Consider the following 23,598-nt stretch of genomic DNA (forward strand, 5'->3'; position numbering starts at 1 on the left):
GTTCCTAATCAGTTCGTCGTCGTGGATGAAACGGTGCAGCCGCGTCGTTTCATCCCTATGATGCACAATGGCCGCCAAAGACGAGTTCACGGAAAGCTTGGCAGCGATGTTGCCGCGGCTGCGGCGCTTCGCCTTTTCCCTGTCTCGCAGTTCCGCCGATGCAGACGATCTAGCTTCGCTCGCCGTCGAACGGGCTTTGCGCAGCAGGGCCCAGTTTGTTCCTGGCACGCGGCTCGACAGCTGGCTCCTTCGGATCACCCGCAATCTGTGGATCGACGAGGCTCGCAGCCGCCAGCGGAAGGCTGCCTGGGAAGCGCCACCAGAGGCGGGCGAGCGGCAGGGCTACGACGGCGCCGCAGCAATCGAGCAGTCGGCCGAAATTGCCACAGTCATGAAGGCCATGAGCGCACTTCCCGACGAGCAGCGCGAGGTCGTGGCACTCATCATGATCGAGGGTCTTGGCTATCGCGAGGTAGCCGAACTGCTCGACCTTCCAATCGGCACCGTGTCGAGCCGCCTGGTGCGCGGCCGCAATGCCCTGCTGGCCTCACTCGCGGCAGGAGCTGAACCATGACGGACGACCCAGATTTCTATGCCTGGCTCGATGGCGAACTCGCCGAACCGGAAGCCTCGGCCATGGCGGCACGAGTGGCCGCCGATCCCGAGCTGACGGCCCTGGCGGCACAGCATCGGGCGCTCGGCGCTCGGCTGTCGGATGCCTTCGCGCCGGTTGCGCAAGCACCCGTCCCGGAGCGGCTCGCTTCAGCCGTTCGCCCGCAGGCTGAAGTGATTGACTTCGCCGCCGCGCGCGAGCGCCGCCGGCGCTGGACCCTGACCGGACTGGCGATGGCGGCAAGCCTCGCGCTTGGCCTGATCGTCGGTGACACCATGCCGCGTGCGGGCAGCGGTAATTATGAGAACCACGGCGCTCAACTCGCCGCCGGCGGTCCGCTCGCCGGCGCGCTGGATCGTCAGCTTGCCAGTGCGGGTGAACAGAAGGGCATTCGGATCGGGCTCACGTTCAAGGACCAGTCCGGCCGATACTGCCGCAGCTTCGATGCCGAGGCGCAGAGCGGCTTTGCGTGTCGCGGAAAGGACGGCTGGTCAGTCGAGGGCTTGGTTGCCGGTCAGCAAGCCGGCGGCGATTATCGTATGGCCGCCGGACCTGATCCTGCGCTCGGCGCGATGATCGACCGGCGCATCGCGGGGGAGGCAATGGATGAGGCGGGCGAGGAGCAGCGCATAAAGCAGGGTTGGCGTTAGCTGCTACACTGCCCCATCCGCGCCCCCGACCTCCCCGGCCATCTCCCCGCTCTCATCCGCTCGCGGCTTGCCTCAGAAGAGTTCCGCCCGACTGGCCATGCTCCACCTCACCGAGAGTGAGAACTATGGCCAGCTCGACGTCCATCATGGACAATCAGATCAAGGCTTGGCCCATCTTCCCGGATGATTGCATCGCCTTCCTGCAAGCCAAGGTTCCGCTGGAACTTCAGCTTGGCCGACTGGTCATCGACGTGCCGCATCGGCACCCCCCGACGTCGGCATGGATCAGACCGGAGAGTATGACCTTTGCACTCCACCAGCGACGGGTGGCCCTACTTCTATATCGACGAACTCGGCCAGACGCTCGGCGTCATCGATGAGCTGAAACCCCTCAACCTGTACCCCGATCTCGACGACGACTTCGTCCTGCCTCTCGCCACTCGGTAGACCTCGCGGCCTGGTGCTGCACGCCCTCATCGGATGCGTCTTAGCGAAGCCTCCCCCCCCTCTCAGAGACAGCGGCCTGGCGCCCAGCCGCCAGTCCCATCGGGCAAGGAAAAACCCCGGCCGGATCTCTCCAGCCGGGGTCCCCTAGCTCGCGTTTGGAAGGCTCCTAGCTAGACTTCTTCAATACCTCAAGGACCTCCGTCCCATCCGTGCGAGACTTCGGATGGACCGTCGCGGCCACGTCCTTCTTGGCGCGCGGCCGGCGACCATCAGCGGTCAAGCGTTCCCTCTTCTGGTCCCAGTTCATGACTACCTTGAGGAGAGCCGACCGGAGGTCAGCCTCGAAGTCGCTGTTGCCGCTGCCGAGGTCCAGAACCTCAAGCAGCTTCTGCGTTTCTTCGACCCGCTGCCTACGCAGCTTTTCAATTGCCGCCGTCTTCTCTTTGCCGAACAGGAGAGCCGTCTCTTCCTCGGCCTTCTCCTCGCTCAGGTGAGCGCTCATAGACCGCATCACCGTCCATGCCGGACCCATCGCGAACACCGGCTCCATGATAGACCTGAGCTGGTTCACGACAACGAAGTAGACCGCTGCATTGTCATGCGCGCGGAGGAGGGTGAGATACTCCTCCTCCTGAGCCAAACGGGCCCTTGCCTCGTCCACCTTCGCCTGCTGCTCGGTGACCCTCGGAGTGGTTCGCGCAATCATGTTGGCGGGCCGTTCGATTGGCCTCGTCGGCTTCTTCAGTTAAGGCTTCACCGGCTTCTCAAGGAAGGGCGGCTTGCCGCCTGCCAACCACCTCGACCAGATGACCGGGTTGACGTCCTGCGGCGAGACTTCAACGCTCAACGTCTCAAGGATTTCGCTCCGCTCATCACTGTTCCTGAGCGCTGCTTGCACCCGGGCTGACGGGGTCATCCCTCGATGCAAATCGAGAGCGACGGAAGCAAGATACCGAACGAATTCCTTCGGCAATCCGTCGCTCGCATCAACACTCCCGGACAGACCTTCCAGGCTGCCATTCGTCACTTCGTCGTTCGCTGCTGACATTACCAATTCCCCCCGTTCGGTTGAGCCGCGCCGGACACAGTCCGGCCTCTCCCATACGGTCGAGATGTAGAGACCACGGCTCGGCCTCATCAACAGCTCACTTCCTAGACCCTGAACTGTCCCTGTAACGCTGGGGGCAGTTTCCCAGGAACACCCCCAAGCGTTACAGGAGACCCCGCTTCAGTTCAGGAATCGGCAGGATAAACGTTACATGGAGGCCCATTTGTAACGGTTTCCTGAATGGGCGCAGTACCGCTAAAATGGCCAGCCTATTTTAGCACGGGCTTTTCTTCTGCGAACCTCGGCATGGATCAGCCCGCGGCCAGCTGTCATCCACTGGACACCGCCTGCTTCAATGGTGCTGTGGTGCCCGCCAGTATCATGATGCGCGAGGCTGCCCTCGAGGATGAACGTCACGGTTTCGAAGCCCCGGTGAGGGTGCGGGCCGAAAGGCAGTCCGTGGTTGTTTGGTGGATAGACCTGAGGTCCGTGGTGATTGAGAAACAGGAACGGGCTGATCTGCTCGACGCGTGGGCCGGGCAGGGGGCGCCTGGTGATCAGGTTGCCGATGTCGTCCCGCTCGCTTGAATGGAAGGTGGCAAGGGTCCGGGAAGCTCGTGAGGCCATTTTGAGCGAATTCCGCTTCGGGCCAACTTTTCCAGTCTCCTCCGCTGCGGCAACTTGAAAACTCGATCGGTGGGGGGAAGTCCCGGTCGGGACTCGTTTAACTCGGCTCGTTCGGCGGCCCATGAGCCGGCGTCCTGGGTGCTGAGCACGACTTGTTCTCGCCTCTCGCCGAATGGCGGAATGTTGGCTTGCTACGTTCCAAGTTGATCGCCACGAGGTTCGTGACACCCGACGCCGCAGTTATTCGAACGCAGCGGCCGCTCTGCGCCTTTCCCGAGCGTCTCTAGAAAGGGTCGCGATTCGACATTTAGAGCTTAGTACTTGCGATGCCAGCGCAGGACTGAGCTAATTTGCAGCGAAGGAGAAGAGCTTCCTTGACCCGCGAGAGATGATGGCCTGCTCGCACGACGGGATCACCGAAACGCTAGTCCACACGAGCCTGCATGGCAGAGGGATATTAGAAGCAGAGCTTGCAGGAGCAGAACCCATCCGCCACCATGCGAACGGGGGTGGCCTCTTGTTCAACCTTCTAAACCTTTTCGATAATCACGAAATCAATGCTTGGCGCGACGACTACACGCTAGCCGCGGCAGCGACGCTGAACCAAGTCGCGGGCGACCTCATCGCTGACTTCGAAAAGGATCTGAAGCAGGCCACTTGGAAGGAGGGGCTTCTAGCCCAAAGTCGATTCATCGCTGAACGCGTTACTCCTACTGTGCACGCCGTCGCTCGGCCGATCGTTGATGCCTTTGTGGACCGGGCAAACGGGGCTCTCTGGAGGATCGTCGAATGCCACTCCACCTGGCAATACGAGCCCATGAGCGGCGGAGAAGACCATCACGCCGACGGCGGATTGGCCGACGTGGCTCTTGCGGCCGGTCCTCTCGCTGGAGGCGTGGCAGCGCTCGCGGCAGTCCCGGCGATGGCGGTCACCACATCTACTGCCTTCTTCGGCTTGGTGACGACCACTGCAATCAGTTGGCCAGTTGTCGTCGGTGGCGGGGCGCTTGCCGCTGTCGGCATCGCCACGGGCCTACTCAATACGGGCAAGCTCTGGGACAAGACGGAAGCCCCTCTGCGTAGGAAGGTACGAGAGCACGTGGTCAGCATCCTGCTTAAGGGATCGGAGAAGCACCCAGCTGTGCTCGAGCAATTGATTGCTGTGCTAGAAGCGACCGCCGAACGGGCGAAGAAGGCGTGTTGAGCGCAACGGCTTCCGGCCTCCTTCTGCGCGAGGTCCCGCACCACCTTCTCACCGGAGTGAGCTCCGGAGAGTTTCGGGTCTATGGGTCTATCATACGCTCTCTCACGAGCGGGCAGATCGTCGGTCACCTTCAGGAGACAGCTGCGCTTAGTAATCTGGCGTTGAAAGCGCTGTCTGCGCCGGCGAGCTTGCCCTTGCAGGGTGCAAACATCGGTGTCGATGTGATCGGGCACGCGGTTAGCTACGCACAGAACGAGCAGATGAAGGCGGCCATTGGTGTGCTGCAGAACATGCAGGTTGCGAACCTTGCGTTGAGTGCTGCCGGCATCGGCGTCTCCGTCGCGGGCTTTGCAGTGATCGCGGCGAAGATTGCCCGGGTCGAGAAGAAAGTCGAAGCTCTCGGAGACAAGCTGGATAAGCTGTCCAAGAGTGTCGAAGCTCTGAGGCAAGACCGCATTCTAGACGATTTCAGTGCGCTCCGGACCACTGTCGAGCAGATGGACGAGGGTTGGCTGCTTGGTCAGCCGGATCAGTCCTGGCGAGAGGTCGCAAGACAGTCTCACTCATTGTGGAATGGGTTCCAGCGCCGAGCCATCGAGCTACTCGGCCGAGGCGACCTCATCGGAGCTGACCCGTTCGTCGAGGCCTTTGCCTTGAGTGCGTCGACCCGGGTTCAGGCGAGACTCGCTTCTGGTGATGATTTGGTGGCTCGCAGGGCTGCCGAGGAGAGTGCGTCTGCCCTGATCAAGATGGGTGAGCACGTGAAGCTCGGCGTTTCGGTTCTCAAGGAAATGGAAACAGAACTCCCGCAAGCCGGATCCGCTGCTTGGGGTGAGGCACTTGAGACGAAGTCTGACCGTCTTCGGGGGATCACCAGCAGCTTTCGTCAGCGTGAGCAGGCGGCTGCCGCATCGGTAATGACGTTGGTTGAACTCGACCGGCAGCAGATCACAGGACGAGCTTGGCTTGAAGCGGCGAGACAGGAACAGGAGTCGCCGCTGCTCTGCCTTCCGGTGCTGCCGGTCTGAGCCGCCGATTACGATCCATCGGCGAGAGTAGTTCGACAGAGTGGTGACGGGACCCGAGAACCATACCTTCACTTACGAGCACTGAGGCTGACGTCTTTTCGCTGTCTCCTCCTGGTGGTCAGCAGAACGGCGGCTTTCGGGCAGCACAGGCAAAATGCAGACGTTCGCTGACTGGTCACCCGAGTCTGAGTTGGTGCTGGCTGACTAGCCCTGAGCAATTGTATGAGCCGCGTATGGAACCGCGCGCGAACCCAGACCAAACCGGAAGTCCGAGCCCCGATCGGCGCATTGCCTTGTTGATAGATGCCGACAACGTTTCACACAGCACCATCGCGGCAATGCTTGCAGAGCTGTCGAAGTACGGAGTCGCAAACATTCGCCGGGCCTATGGTGATTGGACGGCTCCAGGCATGAAGGGCTGGACCTCCAAGCTTCACGAACACGCCATCCGCCCAGTCCAGCAATTCAGCTACTCGAAGGGCAAGAACGCCACCGACATGGCCCTTGTGATCGAGGCGATGGAATTGCTCTACACGCAGAAGCCGGACGCGTTCTGCATCGCCTCCAGCGATGCAGATTTCACACCGTTGGTGATGCACCTCAAGGCAAGTGGGCAAGACGTTTATGGCTTCGGAGAGCGAAAGACGCCGGATCCGTTCGTAAATGCTTGCACCACCTTTCTCTACCTAGACCGGCTTGGCGAAGGGCAAAGCAGTGTCGCTCCGCCTTCCACGAGCGGCCCAATAGGTGTGACTAGGGACGTGCCGGCCAAGACGGTCGCACAGCCGAAGCCGAGTGCTGAGGGGAAGGCCTCAAAGGCTCCCCTTAGCCAAGACACAAAGTTGGTGGCTGTGCTTCGCGGAGCCGTGGAAGCAACCGCCGGTGATGATGGCTGGGCTCCGCTCGATGCTGCGGGCAACGCGGCAAAACGCCAAGCACCGATTGATCCCCGTAATTATGGTGCTCGTAATTTCCCAAAGCTCTTCGAAGCGGTCGGCCTGTTCGAAATCGTGAGAGCCGAAGAGACCGGTCAGAGTTATGTTGCCGACAAGCGGAACAAGGAACGAGCCGCGAAGCCTCGATTTTGATGAGCATGCACCAGTCTAATGTTGGTGGGAAGCGGAACGGCCGCTTTCGGGCGAGGGAAGGCGAATGGCTGACGTTCATCCATTCGAAGGATTGGTGCGGCTGAGCGACCTTTTCAGACGCTTCCTGCTGACCCTCTGTACCCTAAAGCGGATGCTGGTGCAGCGAACTAGCAGGCCATATGAATTCGCCTAGCACCTGGCTGTGTCTTCCGTTCTGACCAGCGAAAATGATCCTCACGCGTCGAGATCCATCTTCATCAAGGCGAGCAACAGCGCAGCACAACAGGTGACAAGGGCCTCCCTCCCCAACTAGGAAGAGTGGTCAGAGTGGTTGTTCGCTGCGGACGTTCACTCTCTGACCGCGATTTGCGGGAGAAATGCGTGGCTTTGGTGAAAACAACGGCGGTTTCCGAGCGCAACCGGCACAAGCGCGTAGCCAAGCCCGTAGACAGCGCTCCGCCTTTGCCGAAGCGCCGTGAAGCGGCCAGCGCAGCTCCCACCGGCAATCCGGAGGATCGCCGGCAGCGGGCGGCCGAGCGGATCGGCACCGCCAGCGAGGAGCTGGCGAGTGGCCTGACCCAAGCGTCGGCAGCCGCCGAGGAGCTTCGGCAGGCGATGGAGCAAATCGCCAGCGGCGCCGAGGAGGCGGCCGGGGCGTCCCAGCAGACGCTGGCTGCGGTCTCGCAGCTCAATGCCAATTTCGGCAGTGCCCGGAGCCGGGCCGAGACAGTTCAGCGCGCATCCGAAGCCCTCCACACCGGCCTTGCCGAAAGCGCCGCCGTGATCGACGCGTCGACGGCGTCGGTCGAGGCCAATGCCGCGCGCCAGCTCGCGTCCGTGCAGTTCGTCGAAAAACTGGAACAGCAGTCGGGCCGTATCCGCGAAATCACCGAAGGCGTCGGCGAGATTTCCGAGCAGACCAATCTGCTGGCGCTGAATGCGGCGATTGAGGCTGCGCGGGCCGGCGACAAGGGTAGCGGCTTTGCGGTGGTTGCGGACGAGGTTCGTGCGCTGGCGGAGAATTCGGAAACGAGTGCGGGCGACATCCGCAGCACCGCGGACCGGGTCGCGGGCGAGGTCCGAGTAATCGCCGAACGCATCCGTACGGCGTCGAGCACCGCGGCCGCCGATGCAGCCAAGGGTCGCTCCGTCTCCGAGCGGCTGGTCTCGGTACGCTCCGACATGGCCGACCTCGCGGCGAGCGCGCAGTCGATCCTGATCTCCTCGATCGAAGCCGAAGGCGCGGCGCGCGAGGCGCAGCGTGCGGCTGAGCAGGTTGCCAGTGCCGCCGAGGAGCAAGCAGCGGCAGCGGCCGAAGCGCAGCGCGGCATTGACCAGCAAACCCAGTCGCTCGAGGAAAGCCAGCAGGCGGCGGAGCAACTGGCGATCGTCGCGGCGGCGCTCCAGTCGGGCAGTGCGGGCTCGGCCGTCGACCAGGTGGCCGCGTCGGCCGAGGAGCTGTCGGCGACGGTCCAGGAACTGTCCGGAGCAGCGACCCAGATCATGGCGGCGATCGAGCAGATCAGCCGCGGCGCCGAGATCCAGGCGGCGACGACGCTTCAGTCGAATACCGCCATGACGCAGATCGAGCGCTCGGCGACGCAAAGCCGCGAGCGGGCATCGGAGGCCCTCGACCGGGCCGCTGCCATGACGACGCTGATCGAGGACAGCCGCGCTGCGATGGAAGAGCTTGCCAACGGCGTGTCCGCGGCGCTCGACGAGACGCGGGCAGTCGGCCTGCTGATCGAACAGATTGACGAGTCCTGCCGCTCCGTCGGCAAAATGGTCGATGCCGTCGCGCTGATCGCGGTGCAGACCAACATGCTCGCCGTCAGCGGCTCGGTCGAGGCGGCGCGCGCTGGCGAGAGTGGGCGCGGGTTCGCGATCGTGTCCGGCGACATTCGCAAGCTCGCCCGTGAAACCGCCGCCAATGCCGAGCTGGCGAAGGACGTGGTTGAGACGATGCGTGGACAGATCGCGATCGTGCGCCGCGACCTCGAGCAGATCGCGGCTGCCGGTGAGGTCGAGATTGCGCGCAATCGGCAGATCTTGGCGCGGCTCGACGCGATTGGCGCGGAAGTCGAGCATCTCCGTCTCGGCAATCGCGACATCGCCGACGCTGCCGAGACGATCCTGGCGGCCGTGCAGGAGGTAACCAAGGGGACGCAACAGGTCGCGGCGGTTGCGGAGCAGGCGGCCTCGGCTGCGACGGAGGCGTCGAGCGCCGCGAACGAGCAGTCGCAGGGCGCAGAGGACCTTGCCGCGGCCATCGAGGAGATTGCGTCGCTCGCTGGTGAGCTTCAACGTGCGGACGTTTGACGATGGCAGGAGCGCGCGCAGCTGAGCAGGCGCTGCTGGTCTCCGTCGCCGGCGAGCGGCTGGCGATCGCGGCCGCAAGCGTTGCCGAGGTCATTCGAACGCCGGCCGTGACCCGGGTCCCCTTGAGCGACCCTGGCCTGGTCGGCGTCGCCAACCTTCGCGGGACGGTGATTCCGGTCGTCTCGCTCGCCGTCTTGCTGGGCAAGGATAGCGACGCGACGTCCCGCCGGGTGGTGGTCGTCGACCACGACAGTCCTGTCGGTCTTACCGTCGACGAGGTATCCGCGCTCGAGCGGTCGGACGCCTTGCACGATGGTGAGCAGCCCGTCCGGACGATCGACGTCGAAGCGCTGCTCAAGGCGCGGTTCGGCACCCGAACGAAGACGGTCGCCCCGATCGCGTCGGGGGTTTCAGAGAAACGAGAGGCCGACGCGGCCGAGGCTACGGCCACCGTGGCCTTTTTCAGCTTTGTGATCGCGGGCCAAGAATTCGGCCTGCCGCTCGCCGCGGTGCGCGAGGTGCTGGCGGTTCCGGCGAGCATGGTGGTGTTGCCGCGGACGGACGATGCGATGGTGGGCGTGGTCACGTTGCGCAACCGGCTGCTCCCGCTGGTTTCCCTAGCCACCCTGCTCGGCCTAGGCGGCGCGACCGTCGGCGCGGGGGCCAAGATCGTGGTTGCCGTTATCGGCAACGTCCGAGTCGGGATGATCGTCGATGCGGCCAAGGCGATCGTTCGCGCGTCTTCCGACCAGATCGACCCGGTGCCAACCGTGCTGACGCGGGGTAGGCAGGAAGCACAGATCCAGGCGATCTGCAGGTTCGATGATGGTGATCGTCTAATGTCGATCCTGTCGACCGACCATCTGCTTCGGGATGGATTGGCGGAGCGCCTCGCGGCCGAAAGCGACAAGGAAGATCTCGACATGGCAGGCACGGCCGACTCCTCCGAGATCGAGCAGTTCGTCATCTTTCAGCTCGCGGACGAGCATTATGGCTTACCGATCGACAGCGTTGCCGAGGTGATCGTCATGCCCGACAAGCTGACTACGCTGCCTAAGGCACCCAAGTTCGTCGAAGGGGTGATGAACCTTCGCGGGGAGATAGTGCCGATCATCGATCAGCGGGGCCGGTTCCAGGCACCCGCCAGCCGCTCGGCGCGAAAACCCAAGGTGATCATCGTCCGCATCGGCAAGGCGCTGGCCGGCTTCATCGTTGATGGTGTTTCGGAGGTCCTCGGCATTGCCGCCGATCGGTTGCGGCCGCCGCCGCTACTTGCGGCCCGGGACAACAAGCTAATCGACCGGATCGCGAACCTCGAGGTCGACGGCCGGATGATCCTGCTGGTCGACCCGCAGGAACTGCTCGACCGGGCCGAACAGGACATCGTCGCCGCCATCCGGGAGACGGCACCGGCCGGTCCATGATCCGCTTGTTGGTGGTTGACGATTCGGCGCTTATGCGGCGGCTGATCGGCGGTATCTTCGAAGCGGAGAGCGACTTCGTCGTCGAAATCGCGCGCAATGGCGCCGAGGCGATGGCCAAGCTGCACGTGTTCGAGCCTGACGTCATCACGCTCGACATCCATATGCCCGAGATGGATGGGCTCGCCTGCCTTGACCGTATCATGATCGAGCGGCCTTGCCCCGTCGTAATGGTCTCGCAGCGGACCGAGAGCGGCGCCGCCGAGACCATGCAGGCGCTCGAACTTGGCGCGGTCGACTTCGTCCCCAAGCCCGAAGGCGCGGTCAGTCTCGATATCGACAGCCTGGCGCCTCGGCTGATCGAGAAGGTGCGGGCTGCCGCACAGGCGCGGATCAGACCCACGCTTCGCCTCGCCGAGAGGGTTCGAGCGAAGGTTGGGCGGCAAGGCGCACGGCCGGCTCTACGACGCGGATCGGCTCCAACCCGGGCGGAGGGAACACGCGCTCCGCTCCGGCCCCTCGGTAGCGATGGGCTGGTGCTGGTCGGAACGTCGACAGGTGGGCCGCAGGCGCTCGATGCCTTGCTGACGCCGCTGCCGGCCGACTTTCCGTGGCCGATTCTGGTCGCCCAGCACATGCCGTCGTCCTTTACCGGCGCGCTGGCGCGGCGTCTCGACAAGGCCTGCGCTCTTCAGGTGGTCGAGGTCAGTGCCCCGACGTCGCTTGCTGCCGGCACCGTTTACGTCGCCCGGGGCGATGCGGACATGATCGTCCGGCGGCAGCGGGGGGTGCTGATCGCATCGGCCGCGCCCGCCGCTTCGACCTTTCGCTGGCACCCAAGTGTTGACCGGCTCGTTCAGAGCGCCATGACCGTGGTTCCGCCGGAAAGGCTCGTCGGAATCCTGATGACGGGAATGGGCAATGATGGCGCTGCGACGTTGACCGAGCTCCATCGAAATGGTGGCTATGTCATTGCCGAGGCCGAGGAAAGCGCGATCGTCTGGGGCATGCCGGGCGAGTTGGTGAAGAGCGGCGGGGCCGACGCGGTCGTTCCGCTCACCCGGATCGCGGCTTGCCTGGTCGAGGCATTCGGATGCCGATGATCCCTTTGGAACAAAGCCACGCGCCCCTTACCGCGGACGAGCTCGTCCGGCTCAGCAACTTCGTTTACCGGCGCACCGGCATGCTCTTCGAGGAAAAGAAGAGGTATTACATAGACCGCCGCGTGGCCGATCGAATCAAGGTCACCGGCAGCCGCACCTTCTCCGATTACTATGGCCTGCTGCGCGACGACGAGGGCGAAGCGCAGGAACTGATCAACAGCTTCACGGTCAACGAGACCTACTTCTATCGGGAGGAGCACCAATTGCGCTGCCTCGGTCGCTCCCTGCTGCCCGAAGTGGTCCGCAACAAGCGTCCGGGCGATCTGGTACGGATCTGGTCGCTTCCCTGTTCCACCGGTGAAGAACCCTATTCGATTGCCCTGTGGCTGTTGGAAAACTGGGCCATGGTCGATGTCTACAATATTGAGATCGTCGGATCGGACATCGACACGCTGGCGATCGAGGCAGCGCTCAATGGTCGCTATGGCCCGCGGGCCCTTGCCAAGCTCCCGCCGGAAGTGCTCGACACCTATTTCGAACCACAAGGCGGCGGCGACCGGATGATCATCCAGGATATCAAGGAGTCCGTCCGCTTCACGCGCACGAACCTCATCGACCGCGCCTCCGTCGCCGCCCAGGGCCGGTTCGACATCATCTTCTGCCGCAACCTGCTGATCTACTTCGATGAAAGCTCGCGTGAGTCGGCTGCCGCTCAGCTTCACGATGCGCTGCTCCCCGGCGGCTTCCTTTGCCTCGGGCACACGGAATCGATGAGCCGCATTTCGAACCGCTTTCGATCACGGCGGTTCGAAGATGCGATCGTCTACGAGCGTGCCGATGGATGAATTGTTCGAGCAATTCATGATCGAGGGACGCGAGCTGATCGCGGCGGCAACCGACGATCTGCTTGCGCTCGAGGAGAATGCATCGGCGACCGGCCGCATCGACAGCGCATTTCGCTCGATCCACACGCTCAAGGGCTCGGTCGCGATCTTCGACCTCGCGCCGATGGGCGTTGCCCTCCATGCCGCCGAGGACCTGCTCGGAGCGGTCCGAGCCGCCACCAAAGCGATGGACGCACAGGTGGCACACACCTTGCTGGGCTGCCTCGACCGCTGCGACCGGTGGATGGACGCGATCCAGGAGACCGGCGTCCTGCCGTTGGATGCGCCGCGCGAGGCGATGCAGATTGCGACAGGCCTGCTAGCGCTGACCGGCACTTCCGACGCGTCCGCAGCCCCGCCGGCCACAGCGGCGAGCTGGCTCCACGATCTGCTTGAACGAAGCGCCGCCCGGCTTGACGACGAGCGAAGTGCCGGTCGTCCGCTGGTGGCGGTCCGCTATCGGCCTGCGACCGACTGCTTCTTCGCTGGCGACGACCCGATGGCCTTCGTCCGCGACGTGCCCGACCTCCTGGTGCTCGACATCAGGTCCGTCGAGCCGTGGCCGCCGCTTGCCGATGTCGATCCTTACCGCTGCAACCTCCTCATCGAGCTGGTCACCGCCGCCAGCCTGGCCGATGTGCAGCGCTTGTTCCGCTTCGTGCCCGACCAGGTCGAGGTTGCGGCGGTTCCGGCAAGGGAGGCTAGCAATGGAAGCGGCCTCGCCGTGTCGGCCGAAGCCCAGCGCACCATCCGCGTCGATTCGCTGCACATCGACCGCCTGCTCGACCTTGTTGGCGAGCTGGTGGTGACCAAGAACGGCCTTGCCCATCTCGCTGCCCGTGCCGAAGCAGGAATGGAGCCAAAGGCCCTCGGTGCTGCCATTCGCGCTGCCCAGTCGGCGACCGACCGGGTGGTCGCCGACATGCACCGCGCCGTCATGGACGTGCGCATGGTGGCGCTCGACCGCGTGTTCCGCCGCCTAACCCGGATGGTTCGCGAGCTTTCGCAGCGCCTCGACCGCCACGTGACTTTCGTAGTGGCGGGCGAGGAGACACGCGTGGACAAGGCGGTGGCGGACGCCTTGTTCGAACCGCTGCTTCACCTTGTCCGCAACGCGGTGGACCATGGCATTGAGACCGGCGAAGCGCGGGAGCAGGCGGGCAAGGACCCGCGTGGACGCCTGGATCTGCGGGCACGTACCGTCGGCGATCAGATCCTGATCGAAGTGGCGGACGACGGCGCCGGCATCGATCCCGCCCGGCTTCGATCGGCGGCGCTTGAGCGGGGGGCGCTGACGGAGGAGCAGGCTTTCGCCATCAATGATGCAGCCTCGCTACAGCTGGTCTTCGCTGCAGGATTCTCGACAGCGGCGGACGTTACCGACATTTCCGGGCGCGGGGTGGGCATGGACGCCGTCAGAAGCGCCATCGAACGCCTTGGCGGTCGCATCTCACTGGCGAGCAAGGTCGGTGCTGGCACCACCGTCAGCCTGCGCCTGCCGGCTACCGCGGCGCTGACCACGGTCCTGGTCGTCCGCGCCGGGGAGGAACGCTTTGCAGTGCCACTCGACATTGTGGTCGAGACCCTTCGCATTCCGCGGCGCTCGATACTGCCGGTCGGGCTCGGGCGCGCCTTCGTGCTTCGTCGGCAGACCCTACCGCTGATCGACCTGCAGGCGCTGCTCGGCCTTGGCTGTCCCAGCGACAGCCCAGACGTCCGCATCCTCGTGGTCGATGGCGGCAGCGGAAGGGTCGGCATCGCCGTCGACGATTTCTCTGAGCGCCTCGACGTCCTCCTGCGCCCCATGACGGGGCTGCTCGCCACGTTGCCCGGAGTGTCCGGAACCACCCTCCTGGGCGATGGCAGCATCCTCCTGATCCTCGACCTGACGGAACTCATCGGATGACGATAAGCGTGGCGAATGGCGAAGCCCGGCTATCGGGACTGTGCACGGCCGAGGACGCCGAGCCGCTGCTGGAGTTCTTCGCGGCGGGCGGCGACCGCGTCGATCTTGGCGAGTGCGAGCATCTGCACGCTGCCGTGCTGCAGCTGTTGCTGGCCGCTCGGCCCGCCATCACTGGAACACCGGCGCCGTTCGTGCGGGAATGGATTGTTCCGTTTCTGGCATCATCCGCCAGCGCCCCCCTACAAGCTGCGTAGAATTTGTTTCGCTACTTGCAATCATCGCTTACGTGTTTGTCCGAACGGAGGTGCGCTCAGCCACCTCAGTCCGTGCCTCGGAGTGTCCAGATGTCCGTTACCGTTCTCGTCGTCGATGACAGCAAGCTTGCCCGGATCAACGCCGGCAAGGCGCTGAACCAGCTCCAGCCTGAGTGGCGCAGGATTGAGGCCGCAAGTGCCGCCGACGCCCTGGAAGTGGTTGGCCGCGAACCTGTCGACATCGCGCTGATCGACTTCAACATGGAGGAGAAGGATGGGCTGACGCTCGCGGCGGAGCTGCGCGAAACCTATCCGGTCATGCCGATCGCGATCATCACCGCCAACATCCAGGATGAGATCATCTCCCGTGCCCGGGAGATCAATGCGTCTTTCGTCGCCAAGCCGCTGACCGCCGAAGGCCTTCAGGGATTCGTTTCCGGCGCGGCACTCCGCTTGCGCGCGAATTCTTGATGGAACAAGCCATCGAGCTCACTGAGCTTGAACAGGACGCCCTGACGGAGGTCGTCAACATCGGCGTCAGCCGCGCCGCTGCGTCGCTCCGCAAGATGGTCGGCCACCAGGTGCTACTGTCGGTGCCGGCCGTCGAGATCGTCAGCCGCGAGAAAGCGGCGACCCTGCTCGGCGAGCGGGAAAGCAATGGCCTGGTCGCAGTGCGGCAATCCTTCTTCGGGGCTTTTTCGGGGAGGGCGATGCTGATCTTCCCCGAAGAGAACAGCCTTGCCCTGGCGCGCGCCGTGACCGGCGACGAGCTCGACGAGGATGAGCTCAAGGAGATGGAGCAGGAAGCGCTAGCCGAGACCGGCAACGTCATCCTCAACAGCTGCCTCGCGACGATGGCAAACATGCTTCGGCGTCCTCTCACCATGTCGATTCCGACCGTTTGCCGCGGCACCGGGACAACCCTGTTTGCCGAGCAGGAGACGGTCGAAGCGGATGGGCTAGTCCTGTTCCTGTACATCAACTTCTCGGTCCGCCACCGCGACTTACGGGGGTATATCGCAATGATGATGGACATGCCGTCGCTGCGCGCGCTCAAGGGGCTGCTTGCGGAGTTCATCCAGCAGGTGGTGGGCGACCAGGAAGTCGCATGACGGTCCCTTGTGTCATGCACTTGGACTGCTGAGAGTGACCAGCGACCCCGCAGCGTCCGATCGAGCGGACACCCGCGTGCAGCTAGACCTCCTCCGTGAGCGTCTGAATATCTCGCTTATGGCTGCCGGTGCGGCCGGAAGCTGGGACTGGGACATTCGCGAAGACCGGCTTTACCTGGACGACCGCATGGCGGCGCTGATCGGGATCGATCCGGCCGACGCACAGGATGGTCTCCCGACCAGGGCCTTCTTCACAGCCATCTATCCCGCCGATGTTAATCGCATCCGCATCGGTGTCGCCGGCATCCTCCATGGTGCGGAGGTCTTCCTCAAAACCTACCGGATCATAGGCGCGGACGGATTGCTGCGCTGGGTCGAGGCGCATGGGCGATGCCACCTGGATGCGTCGGGCCTGCCCGAGCGCTTCTCCGGCATCCTGGTGGATGTTACGGGCCGCCGGCGTGTCGAGGAACGGCTCCGCGTTGCCCAGAGCGCGGGCGGGATCGGGACCTTTGAACATGTCCCCGGCCATGCCACCGCGCAGGTGTCGGAACAGTTCTGCCACCTGCTCGGCCTCAATCCCGCCGTCGCCCTGCCGGTAGCCACCATCAATCGCTTGGTTCGCCCGGGGTCGCCGCACTTCTTCGAGCCGTCGGCCCACGGACCAGACGAACTTGCTTACGCGGAAATCGCGGTGACCCGCGCCGACGACCTCGAGGTCCGCTGGCTCGCCCGCCGCGGGGAGGCCATTCGCGACGTCGAAGGCGGCGGCGTGCGCCACGTCGGCGTGATCTACGACATTACCGAGTCCAAGCGGGTCGAAGACGCGCTTCGAGAGCTCAACGATACGCTTGAACAAAGAGTGGAGAGCGAGATCGCCGAGCGGCTTCAGATCGAGGAAGCCCTTCGCCAGGCCCAGAAGATGGAAGCGGTCGGCCAGCTCACCGGCGGGATCGCCCACGACTTCAACAATCTCCTGACGGTCATCCTGGGCAGTGTCGATATGGCGCTGAACCGCCTCGACAGCACCAGCGACGAACGGGTTGCGCGCGCGCTGACCAACGCTCGCAAGGGCGCGGAACGGGCCGCGGCGCTGACCCAGCGGCTCCTCGCCTTTTCCCGCCGCCAGCCACTGGCGCCCAAGCAGATCGCCGTCACGCGGCTCCTGCAGGGAATGACCGACCTCCTGGCTCGAGCGTTGGGAGAAACGATCGACCTTCGGACCGTCATGCCGGCGGACGCCTGGACGGTGGAGGTCGACCCCAACCAGCTTGAGAATGCGATCCTCAACCTGGCGGTGAACGCCCGCGATGCGATGGGCGGAACGGGTATCCTGACCGTCGAGCTTGCCAACGTCGAGGCCGGGGGCAAGCTGCCGTCCGGAACCGTCCTTCCGCGCGACTATGTGGTGCTGTCGGTGTCCGACGACGGCGCCGGCATGAGCGAGGAAACCATCGGACATGTGTTCGAGCCCTTCTTCACGACCAAGGACGTCGGCAAGGGGACCGGCCTCGGGCTGTCGATGGTCTACGGCTTCGTCAAGCAGTCGGGCGGCGACATCGATATACGCTCGACACTCGGCGCGGGTACGACGGTGTCGATCTATTTGCCGAGGACTGCCGGCGACGCCCTCGAGCCTCGCGAGCCGTTCGCGATTGAGGATGAGCGCCGAAGGCTCGACGAGACGGTGCTGATCGTCGAGGACGACGAAGACGTCCGTCAGTTCGCGGTCGATTGCCTGGTTGAGCTTGGCTACACGGTGCTGGAGGCTAACGGCGGCGCATCGGCGATCGCGCTGCTTCGCGAGCATGGTGCCGCTGTCCACCTGCTGGTCACCGACGTTGTCATGCCAGGCCTGTCAGGCCGCGACCTCGCTGACGCAGCGCATCAGCTGAACCCTGACCTGCCGGTCCTTTACGTCTCCGGCTATCCGCGTGATGTCATCCTGAAGGATGGTCGCATCGAGAGCGGCGTAGAGCTACTATCAAAGCCGTTCACTCACCAGACCTTCGCTGCGAAGATAAGAGAGCTGCTAGACTAAACGCGCTCGAAGGGTCGCTGAGCGGTTTCTGAATGGCAATCAGCTCCGAGAAAAATGAGCCAATGGCGGTCTTCGTCGACCATTGATCATTTTCAAACTGTCTACTTACGGCCACTTGCAGACCTAGGGCGCACATGAACGAACGGCTGCTTACGGGAGATAACGAAGCGGCCCTGAATGTCGGCTTGTGGGTCTTTCCAGACGGACGAGCCTTGCTGAGGTAACACTCGATCTTTAGTCCTCCTCAGGATTGGACTACCGCTTCGGTACGTCGTAGGCAGAATGCACACTGGGGGCACCGGAGGGGGCATCGTCACGAAGATCGTGCGTCTAGCCGACCTGATGTGAAGAGCGGCACAGTTTCTGTTCGAATCCCACCCTCTCCGCCACGATCTAAGCCGCCGATGCCCAAGAACCCCTATTACGCCGGTCCGGCGTCCGACCATTTCGATGGCCTGCGCTTCTTCAATCCTGGCGAGGAGGCTCCCGACCGGGGCTTTCGCGACATCCTGAAGTGGCGGCGGACCAGCGTGGTGGCACCGTGGCCCGAAAGCGTTCCGGTGACGCCAGCGCGGCCGCAAGCCCGGGTCGAGGGGCTGGCGATCACCATGGTGGGCCACGCCACCCTGCTGATCCAGTCGGCCGGGCTCAACGTCCTCACGGATCCGGTCTGGTCGGAGCGGGCGAGCCCCTTGTCGTTCGCCGGACCGAAGCGGGTGACGGTGCCCGGGATCCGGTTCGATGATCTGCCGCCCATCGACGCGGTGCTGCTCAGCCACAATCACTACGACCACCTCGACGTCGCGACCTTGCGGCGGCTGCGGCGGACGCACGATCCGCTGTTCCTGATGCCGCTCGGCAACGATGCAATCGTCGGCAAGGCGGTGGCGGGCGCGCGCATTCGGGTGGGCGACTGGGGCGAGCGGCTGGCGATCGGCGAGCGGCATTCCACCACCCTGACCCGCGCGAACCACTGGTCTGCGCGCGGCGTTCGCGACCGGCGCATGGCCCTGTGGGCCGGTCACTGGCTCGACACACCGGCCGGCAGCGTGTGGTTCGCCGCGGACACGGGATATGGCACCGGCGCCATCTTCCGCGAGATCAGGCAGCGCCATGGGCGACCGGACGTGGCACTGCTCCCGATCGGCGCTTACGAGCCGCGCTGGTTCATGGCGCCCCAGCACGTCAATCCGGCGGAGGCGGTGCGGATCGCCGCGGACGTGGAAGCGAAGGCGGCGCTCGGCATCCACTGGGGGACCTTCCAGCTGACCGACGAGGCGCGCGAGGCGCCGTTGGTGGCGCTGGCTGACGCCTTGAACGCGCAGAACATGGCACGCGAGCGATTCCAGGCGGCCGAACCCGGACAAATTTACCGCTTCTGAGCGCTCCCGCGCCGATCGTACGCAAAGATGCGTATGGCCGGCTTGCGGTGGATCAATCATTTCAGAGCTCCAGTTCATTTCTGGAGCGTCTTGCTGATGGACCGTTCAACCATGCCGCCGTTGCCGCCGATCGCCGAAGGCCACGCCTGTCACGGCTGCGCGGCGCGGGCGCTTGCGATTTGCAGCGCACTCGGCCCCGACGAGTTGGCGGCGCTTCGCTGCCGCGGCGGGCGGGTTGCGGTGGCGGCTGGCGAAACTCTGTTCCACGAGGGCGATCCGGCAACGCAGGTGTTCAATCTCACCGGCGGAGCGTTGCGGCTGACCCGCTTGCTTCCGGACGGACGACGGCAGGTTCTGGGCTTCCGCTTCCCCGGCGATTTCGTCGGCATCGGGGAGCATGCATCACAGCCGTTCACCGCCGAAGCGCTGCAGGACTCGAGCCTGTGCCGTTTCTCCCGCGCGCGTTTCGAGGAATTCGCTGCCGATTACCCGGAGCTTGGGCGGGCGCTGTTCCGCAAGGCCACGCGTGAGCTGGCGGCGGCGCAGGCGCAATTGCTGCTGCTTGGCCGCAAGTCGGCACCGGAGCGGCTGGCAAGCTTCCTGCTCGAACTTGCAGACCGGCAGGCGGGGGCCGACCAAGCGCAGCGCCCGTTCGTGGACCTGCCGATGAGCCGCTCCGACATCGCGGACCACCTTGGCCTCACCAAGGAAACGATCAGCCGGCTGCTGGCGCAGTTCAGGGCGGGACGCCTGCTCCGCCTGGAGGCGCTGAACCGGGTCGAACTGCTCGATCGGACCGCCTTGCGTGCTCTTGCCGAGGGCCAGATCCAGGCGCTTGCCGCCTGAGGTTGAACCAAGTTCCTCCCTCCTCGTTGTGCGCGGGTAACAAACAGGGGGACGAGTTGGCCGAGAGCGATCCGACGTCGAAGACCATGCGGGCAGCGGTGCTGGCCGCCCCGGGGCAGATCCGGGTGGACGAGATCGCGCTGCCGGAACCCGGAACCGGACAGGTGCGGGTCAAGCTGGAAGGATGCGGCGTTTGCGCGTCGAACCTTGGCCCCTGGAGTGGGCCGGAGTGGCTGACTTATCCGGGTGAGCCCGGCGGCATGGGCCACGAGGGCTGGGGTGTGATCGAGGCGGTCGGGCAGGAGGTCGAGGACCTGGCAGTCGGCGACCGCGTCGCGGCGCTCAGCTACAACAGCTACGCCAGCCACGACATCGCGGAGGCGGCGAACATCGTGAAGCTGCCGCCCGAACTCGCCGACCAGCCGTTCCCGGGCGAGCCGCTGGGTTGCGCGTTCAATATCTTCGAACGGGCAGACATTCACGCCGGGCAGACGGTGGCGATCGTCGGCATCGGCTTTCTTGGCGCCCTGCTCACGCGACTGGCGACGGATGCGGGCGCGCGGGTGATCGCCATTTCGCGGCGCGCCTACTCGCTCGATGTGGCACGGCAATATGGCGCCGCGGAGGTGATCCCCATGGACGATCACCAGAAGATCATCGACCGGGTGAAGGAGCTGACCGACGGCAAGTTCTGTGACCGGGTGATCGAGGCGGTCGGCAAGCAATGGCCGCTCGACCTGGCCGGGGAACTGACCGGCGAACGCGGCAAGCTGATCGTCGCCGGCTATCACCAGGATGGCCCGCGCACGGTCAACATGTGGCTATGGAACTGGCGCGGGATCGACGTGATCAACGCCCACGAACGTGATCCGCAGGCGTATATCCAAGGAATGCGGGAGGCGGTTAAGGCGGTGGCCGAGGGACGGATCGACCCGCAGCCGCTGTACACCCATCGCTTCAAGCTGGACGAGCTGGCCCAGGCGCTGGACGCCACCCGTGATCGCCCGATGGGCTTCCTCAAGGCGATCATCGTCCCGTGACACTCCTGACGTCGCCGATAACGGGCGCGCGCAAGCGGGTCGGCTTCCTCGGCGTCGGCTGGATCGGCCGGCATCGGATGGAAGCGATGCTGGGCACCGGCGCCATCGAGGCGGTGGCCATCGCGGACCCGGACGAAGAGGGCCGGTCGGCGGCGCTGCAGCTGGCTCCAGGCGCTCAGGTGGTCGAGGGCATCGAAGGGCTGATCGGGGAAGGCCTGGACGGGGTGGTGATCGCCAGCCCGAGCGCGCTTCATGCCGAGCAGTCGATCGCCGCCCTGAACGCCGGATTGGCGGTGTTCTGCCAGAAGCCGCTTGGCCGGACGGCCGCGGAGGTGGATCGTGTGCTGCAGGCGGCAAAGGCGGCCGACAGGCTGCTCGGCGTCGATCTCAGCTATCGCTTCACCACCGGCATGGCGGCGATCCGCGAGCTGATCTGGCGGGGTGAACTCGGCACCATCTTCGGCGCCGACCTGACCTTCCACAATGCTTACGGGCCCGACAAAAGCTGGTTTTACGACCCGGCGCTGTCGGGCGGCGGGTGTGTGATGGACCTTGGCGTGCACCTCGTCGACCTTGGCCTGTGGGCGCTCGGCTGGCCGGACGTCACGACAGTCGAGGCGACGCTGATGCACCGCGGCGGCCCCCTCAAGGACCCGAGCTGCGAGTGCGAGGATTATGCGGTCGCAACCCTGAAGACGGCCGACGGAACGGTGCTGCGGGTGGCGTGCAGCTGGCGGCTTCCCGCCGGCAAGGAGGCTGTCATCGCGGCGGAGTTCTATGGCACCGACGGTGGCGCGGCGCTGCGCAACGTCAGGGGCAGCTTCTACGAACTGGAGGCGGAGCGGATGCATGGCACCTGGTTCGATCCGCTGGCGAGCTGTGAGGACGATTGGGGCGGACGGGCCGCGGCCGACTGGGCCCGACGGTTAGGGGCCGGCGAAGGCTTCGACTCGGAGGCCGAGCGGCTAGGCGACGTGGCTCGCGTGCTCGATCGAATCTACGGCCGCTAACGCCGCTGCATGGCGAGCGGCGGCCGCCTCGTGGCGCCGTCGCTCCGCGGGGGAGTGAGCAAGCGCTGCCGCACTCATCCGATGAGCGCCGATGCGGAAGGCGCGATAGGCGACCTGGTAGAACGCAAGCAGCGGTACGCTGACCTCCAGCGCCGTCCTGAGCTGCTCTGTTGCCGAGGATGCGAGGTCCAATTCGATCACGGCCGCCGCGACGTCCCACGCGATGTCTTGGCAGCCGATGAGATCGTGGCCGGAATGATGGTCGAGGGCGTCGGCCTTGAGCAGGCGGCCATCGGGTCGCCGCAGCCATTCATGGGCTGCCATGCGGTTGTCGGTGATCACCGGGCGCAGCGTGAGCCGGCTGAGGTCGGGCAACCAGCCGGGCAGGGCGTTGCGACGGACCATCGCGACGAGGGTCTCGAGCGAGGCGCCCGGCTGCGGGGTGGGCAAGGCGGCGCGCGCGCGGAGGTAGCTGGTGAGTTCTGGCAGTGTCGGCCGGGTCGGGACGGCATCGTCGCGCCAGCGGGTGACCAGCCAGCCGTGGGTCATCCCGGCGGTCTCCGGTAGGAAGGCGCTCAGCTCCTTCGCGAGCGCGAGCTTGGCTGCGCCGTGGCGGCCGAGGCCGGCCCATTTGACGAGCCATGCGTCGTCGCCTGTGCGGGCGAGGAACTTGCGGCGTTCCCACGTTGGATCGATCGGGGGCCAATCGGCTTCGTTGGCCGACCACAGGGTCCGCCACTGGCCGCCGGAGATGTCTGTGCAGCCGGTCAGCGGTCCGACGAGTTGCTCGATCCAGTCACGGCGCGGCTCGTCGAGACTGGCGACGGGCCGCTGCGCATGGCTCCAGCGACGACGATGGCGGCCCTGTGCCTGCGGCCCAAGCTCGCCCGAGTGGCTCGGAAGGAACGCAATCCGGTCGGCGGGCGCGCCGTGATCCTCTAGCCAGTCGGCGACGCCCCCGAAACTGCTGCCGGACAGGCCGGGCCCTTCGTCGACGATCACGAAGTGCGGGTCGCCGGCGAGCAGTTCGGCGGCAAGTTCCCCCGACATCCGTGGGCGGCGGTCGAAGGGGGCACCAGCGGGCCGCAGCGTGATGGGCGGCTCGGCGCCGAGCGCCGCGGCGGCCATGCAGGCGAGGCCGGTACCGATGCTCCGCAGCCCGATGATGCGGGGCGCTCCCACCAAGCGCAGCTGTCGCGCTGCCAGCGCGATCGCCTCGGGGCGAAGGGCATAGAAAGCATAGCCCTCGGCCAGGTTGATCATGACCTCGGATGGGAGGTCCGGGAGATCGAGGAGTGGCTCCGCCTCACCGCCAGTCTGACGGCGCTCCCACGACGTCAGCAGCGTTCCGCCAAATCGCGTGAGCCATGCCAGCAGTGCTCGCTCCTGCGGCCGTGGGCGGTCCTCGCCGACCGCGGCGAAGTCGGCATCTCCAATGCCTTGCGCGAGGCCCGCGGCATCGACGAACAGGTCCGTCAGCTGGTCGTGCGAGGCCCAGCGGCCAGTGCTGGCGGCAAGTTCGGCGAGCCGCCGGCACGGATCCACGCGCTCGGCATGATCGCCGTAGACCAGCAT

General features: G+C 65.1%; 23 protein-coding genes. 19 read left to right on the forward strand and 4 right to left on the reverse strand.

Annotated features, from left to right (window positions below; genetic code table 11):
- The first annotated feature begins 67 nt into the window (after positions 1-67).
- From M8312_RS13465 to M8312_RS13475, 3 genes are all read left to right on the forward strand, one after another.
- Complete coding sequence (locus tag M8312_RS13465) at positions 68-574, forward strand: RNA polymerase sigma factor (protein WP_250118192.1); 507 nt, start codon at positions 68-70, stop codon at positions 572-574.
- On the forward strand, positions 571-1,263 hold the full coding sequence (locus M8312_RS13470) for an anti-sigma factor (protein ID WP_250118193.1): 693 nt from the start codon (positions 571-573) through the stop codon (positions 1,261-1,263). The genes M8312_RS13465 and M8312_RS13470 overlap by 4 nt, the downstream gene beginning before the upstream one ends.
- A 306-nt stretch (positions 1,264-1,569) precedes the next feature.
- The gene (locus tag M8312_RS13475; protein ID WP_250118194.1) at positions 1,570-1,710 is read left to right on the forward strand and encodes a hypothetical protein; all 141 of its coding nucleotides are present in this window, start codon (positions 1,570-1,572) and stop codon (positions 1,708-1,710) included.
- Between the two features lie 166 nt (positions 1,711-1,876).
- Here M8312_RS13475 and M8312_RS13480 read toward each other — a convergent pair whose 3' ends face one another.
- The 3 genes from M8312_RS13480 to M8312_RS13490 form a co-directional block, all read right to left on the reverse strand.
- Complete coding sequence (locus tag M8312_RS13480; protein ID WP_250118195.1) at positions 1,877-2,371, reverse strand: hypothetical protein; 495 nt, start codon at positions 2,369-2,371, stop codon at positions 1,877-1,879.
- A gap of 84 nt (positions 2,372-2,455) precedes the next feature.
- Positions 2,456-2,626: a hypothetical protein gene (locus M8312_RS13485; protein WP_250118196.1), complete on the reverse strand. Its 171-nt coding sequence runs from the start codon at positions 2,624-2,626 to the stop codon at positions 2,456-2,458.
- A 387-nt stretch (positions 2,627-3,013) separates the two neighbouring features.
- Positions 3,014-3,508, reverse strand: coding sequence for a pirin family protein (locus M8312_RS13490; protein WP_349773287.1), 495 nt, complete (start codon positions 3,506-3,508; stop codon positions 3,014-3,016).
- Positions 3,509-3,902: 394 nt separating this feature from the next.
- Here M8312_RS13490 and M8312_RS13495 point away from each other — a divergent pair, with 394 nt between their 5' ends.
- The 16 genes from M8312_RS13495 to M8312_RS13570 all read left to right on the forward strand — a co-directional run bounded on the left by M8312_RS13495 (position 3,903) and on the right by M8312_RS13570 (position 22,023).
- Positions 3,903-4,589 carry a hypothetical protein gene (locus M8312_RS13495; protein ID WP_250118198.1) on the forward strand — a complete coding sequence of 229 codons (687 nt, stop codon included), beginning with the start codon at positions 3,903-3,905 and terminating at the stop codon, positions 4,587-4,589.
- Complete coding sequence (locus tag M8312_RS13500; RefSeq protein WP_250118199.1) at positions 4,586-5,617, forward strand: hypothetical protein; 1,032 nt, start codon at positions 4,586-4,588, stop codon at positions 5,615-5,617. Before M8312_RS13495 ends, M8312_RS13500 begins: the two co-directional genes overlap by 4 nt.
- A 233-nt stretch (positions 5,618-5,850) precedes the next feature.
- Entirely contained in the window at positions 5,851-6,705 is an 855-nt protein-coding gene (locus tag M8312_RS13505; RefSeq protein ID WP_250118200.1) for an NYN domain-containing protein, read from the forward strand.
- A 462-nt stretch (positions 6,706-7,167) separates the two neighbouring features.
- Entirely contained in the window at positions 7,168-9,024 is a 1,857-nt protein-coding gene (locus M8312_RS13510) for a methyl-accepting chemotaxis protein (RefSeq protein WP_250118201.1), read from the forward strand.
- A 2-nt stretch (positions 9,025-9,026) separates the two neighbouring features.
- A complete protein-coding gene (locus tag M8312_RS13515) occupies positions 9,027-10,448 on the forward strand; it encodes a chemotaxis protein CheW (RefSeq protein WP_250118202.1) in 1,422 nt (473 codons plus the stop codon).
- Positions 10,445-11,548 (forward strand): chemotaxis-specific protein-glutamate methyltransferase CheB, encoded by a 1,104-nt coding sequence (gene cheB, locus M8312_RS13520; RefSeq protein ID WP_250118203.1) that lies wholly within the window; start codon positions 10,445-10,447, stop codon positions 11,546-11,548. Before M8312_RS13515 ends, cheB begins: the two co-directional genes overlap by 4 nt.
- Entirely contained in the window at positions 11,545-12,393 is an 849-nt protein-coding gene (locus tag M8312_RS13525; RefSeq protein ID WP_250118204.1) for a CheR family methyltransferase, read from the forward strand. Before cheB ends, M8312_RS13525 begins: the two co-directional genes overlap by 4 nt.
- Entirely contained in the window at positions 12,386-14,338 is a 1,953-nt protein-coding gene (locus tag M8312_RS13530; RefSeq protein WP_250118205.1) for a chemotaxis protein CheA, read from the forward strand. The genes M8312_RS13525 and M8312_RS13530 overlap by 8 nt, the downstream gene beginning before the upstream one ends.
- On the forward strand, positions 14,335-14,592 hold the full coding sequence (locus M8312_RS13535) for a hypothetical protein (protein WP_250118206.1): 258 nt from the start codon (positions 14,335-14,337) through the stop codon (positions 14,590-14,592). The genes M8312_RS13530 and M8312_RS13535 overlap by 4 nt, the downstream gene beginning before the upstream one ends.
- Positions 14,593-14,682: 90 nt before the next feature.
- A complete protein-coding gene (locus tag M8312_RS13540) occupies positions 14,683-15,063 on the forward strand; it encodes a response regulator transcription factor (RefSeq protein WP_250118207.1) in 381 nt (126 codons plus the stop codon).
- Positions 15,063-15,704 (forward strand): chemotaxis protein CheX, encoded by a 642-nt coding sequence (locus M8312_RS13545; RefSeq protein ID WP_250118208.1) that lies wholly within the window; start codon positions 15,063-15,065, stop codon positions 15,702-15,704. The genes M8312_RS13540 and M8312_RS13545 overlap by 1 nt, the downstream gene beginning before the upstream one ends.
- Before the next feature lie 118 nt (positions 15,705-15,822).
- The gene (locus tag M8312_RS13550; protein WP_250118209.1) at positions 15,823-17,745 is read left to right on the forward strand and encodes a hybrid sensor histidine kinase/response regulator; all 1,923 of its coding nucleotides are present in this window, start codon (positions 15,823-15,825) and stop codon (positions 17,743-17,745) included.
- A 404-nt stretch (positions 17,746-18,149) separates the two neighbouring features.
- Positions 18,150-19,127 carry an MBL fold metallo-hydrolase gene (locus M8312_RS13555; RefSeq protein ID WP_250118210.1) on the forward strand — a complete coding sequence of 326 codons (978 nt, stop codon included), beginning with the start codon at positions 18,150-18,152 and terminating at the stop codon, positions 19,125-19,127.
- 96 nt (positions 19,128-19,223) lie between these two features.
- Positions 19,224-19,973: a Crp/Fnr family transcriptional regulator gene (locus M8312_RS13560; RefSeq protein WP_250118211.1), complete on the forward strand. Its 750-nt coding sequence runs from the start codon at positions 19,224-19,226 to the stop codon at positions 19,971-19,973.
- A 26-nt stretch (positions 19,974-19,999) separates the two neighbouring features.
- Positions 20,000-21,013 (forward strand): MDR/zinc-dependent alcohol dehydrogenase-like family protein, encoded by a 1,014-nt coding sequence (locus M8312_RS13565; protein WP_250118212.1) that lies wholly within the window; start codon positions 20,000-20,002, stop codon positions 21,011-21,013.
- Entirely contained in the window at positions 21,010-22,023 is a 1,014-nt protein-coding gene (locus M8312_RS13570; RefSeq protein ID WP_250118213.1) for a Gfo/Idh/MocA family protein, read from the forward strand. The genes M8312_RS13565 and M8312_RS13570 overlap by 4 nt, the downstream gene beginning before the upstream one ends.
- On the opposite strand, the gene M8312_RS13575 is transcribed toward M8312_RS13570, so the two are convergent.
- On the reverse strand, positions 21,979-23,598 hold the full coding sequence (locus M8312_RS13575; RefSeq protein WP_250118214.1) for a hypothetical protein: 1,620 nt from the start codon (positions 23,596-23,598) through the stop codon (positions 21,979-21,981). The two genes, M8312_RS13570 and M8312_RS13575, sit on opposite strands and share 45 nt — an antisense overlap.

Origin of the sequence: Sphingomonas sp. KRR8, assembly GCF_023559245.1 — a bacterium.
Taxonomy (GTDB): Bacteria; Pseudomonadota; Alphaproteobacteria; order Sphingomonadales; family Sphingomonadaceae; genus Sphingomicrobium.

What these genes read in the sequence shown, in the direction of transcription:
- M8312_RS13465 (WP_250118192.1), top strand. Translation starts at nt 68, where the DNA reads ATGGCCGCCAAAGACGAGTTCACGGAAAGCTTGGCAGCGATGTTGCCG.
- M8312_RS13470 (WP_250118193.1), top strand. Translation starts at nt 571, where the DNA reads ATGACGGACGACCCAGATTTCTATGCCTGGCTCGATGGCGAACTCGCC.
- M8312_RS13485 (WP_250118196.1), bottom strand. Translation starts at nt 2,626, where the DNA reads ATGACCCCGTCAGCCCGGGTGCAAGCAGCGCTCAGGAACAGTGATGAG.
- M8312_RS13490 (WP_349773287.1), bottom strand. Translation starts at nt 3,508, where the DNA reads ATGGGCCGCCGAACGAGCCGAGTTAAACGAGTCCCGACCGGGACTTCC.
- M8312_RS13505 (WP_250118200.1), top strand. Translation starts at nt 5,851, where the DNA reads ATGGAACCGCGCGCGAACCCAGACCAAACCGGAAGTCCGAGCCCCGAT.
- M8312_RS13515 (WP_250118202.1), top strand. Translation starts at nt 9,027, where the DNA reads ATGGCAGGAGCGCGCGCAGCTGAGCAGGCGCTGCTGGTCTCCGTCGCC.
- cheB (WP_250118203.1), top strand. Translation starts at nt 10,445, where the DNA reads ATGATCCGCTTGTTGGTGGTTGACGATTCGGCGCTTATGCGGCGGCTG.
- M8312_RS13525 (WP_250118204.1), top strand. Translation starts at nt 11,545, where the DNA reads ATGATCCCTTTGGAACAAAGCCACGCGCCCCTTACCGCGGACGAGCTC.
- M8312_RS13530 (WP_250118205.1), top strand. Translation starts at nt 12,386, where the DNA reads ATGGATGAATTGTTCGAGCAATTCATGATCGAGGGACGCGAGCTGATC.
- M8312_RS13535 (WP_250118206.1), top strand. Translation starts at nt 14,335, where the DNA reads ATGACGATAAGCGTGGCGAATGGCGAAGCCCGGCTATCGGGACTGTGC.
- M8312_RS13540 (WP_250118207.1), top strand. Translation starts at nt 14,683, where the DNA reads ATGTCCGTTACCGTTCTCGTCGTCGATGACAGCAAGCTTGCCCGGATC.
- M8312_RS13545 (WP_250118208.1), top strand. Translation starts at nt 15,063, where the DNA reads ATGGAACAAGCCATCGAGCTCACTGAGCTTGAACAGGACGCCCTGACG.
- M8312_RS13550 (WP_250118209.1), top strand. Translation starts at nt 15,823, where the DNA reads ATGGCTGCCGGTGCGGCCGGAAGCTGGGACTGGGACATTCGCGAAGAC.
- M8312_RS13555 (WP_250118210.1), top strand. Translation starts at nt 18,150, where the DNA reads ATGCCCAAGAACCCCTATTACGCCGGTCCGGCGTCCGACCATTTCGAT.
- M8312_RS13560 (WP_250118211.1), top strand. Translation starts at nt 19,224, where the DNA reads ATGGACCGTTCAACCATGCCGCCGTTGCCGCCGATCGCCGAAGGCCAC.
- M8312_RS13575 (WP_250118214.1), bottom strand. Translation starts at nt 23,598, where the DNA reads ATGCTGGTCTACGGCGATCATGCCGAGCGCGTGGATCCGTGCCGGCGG.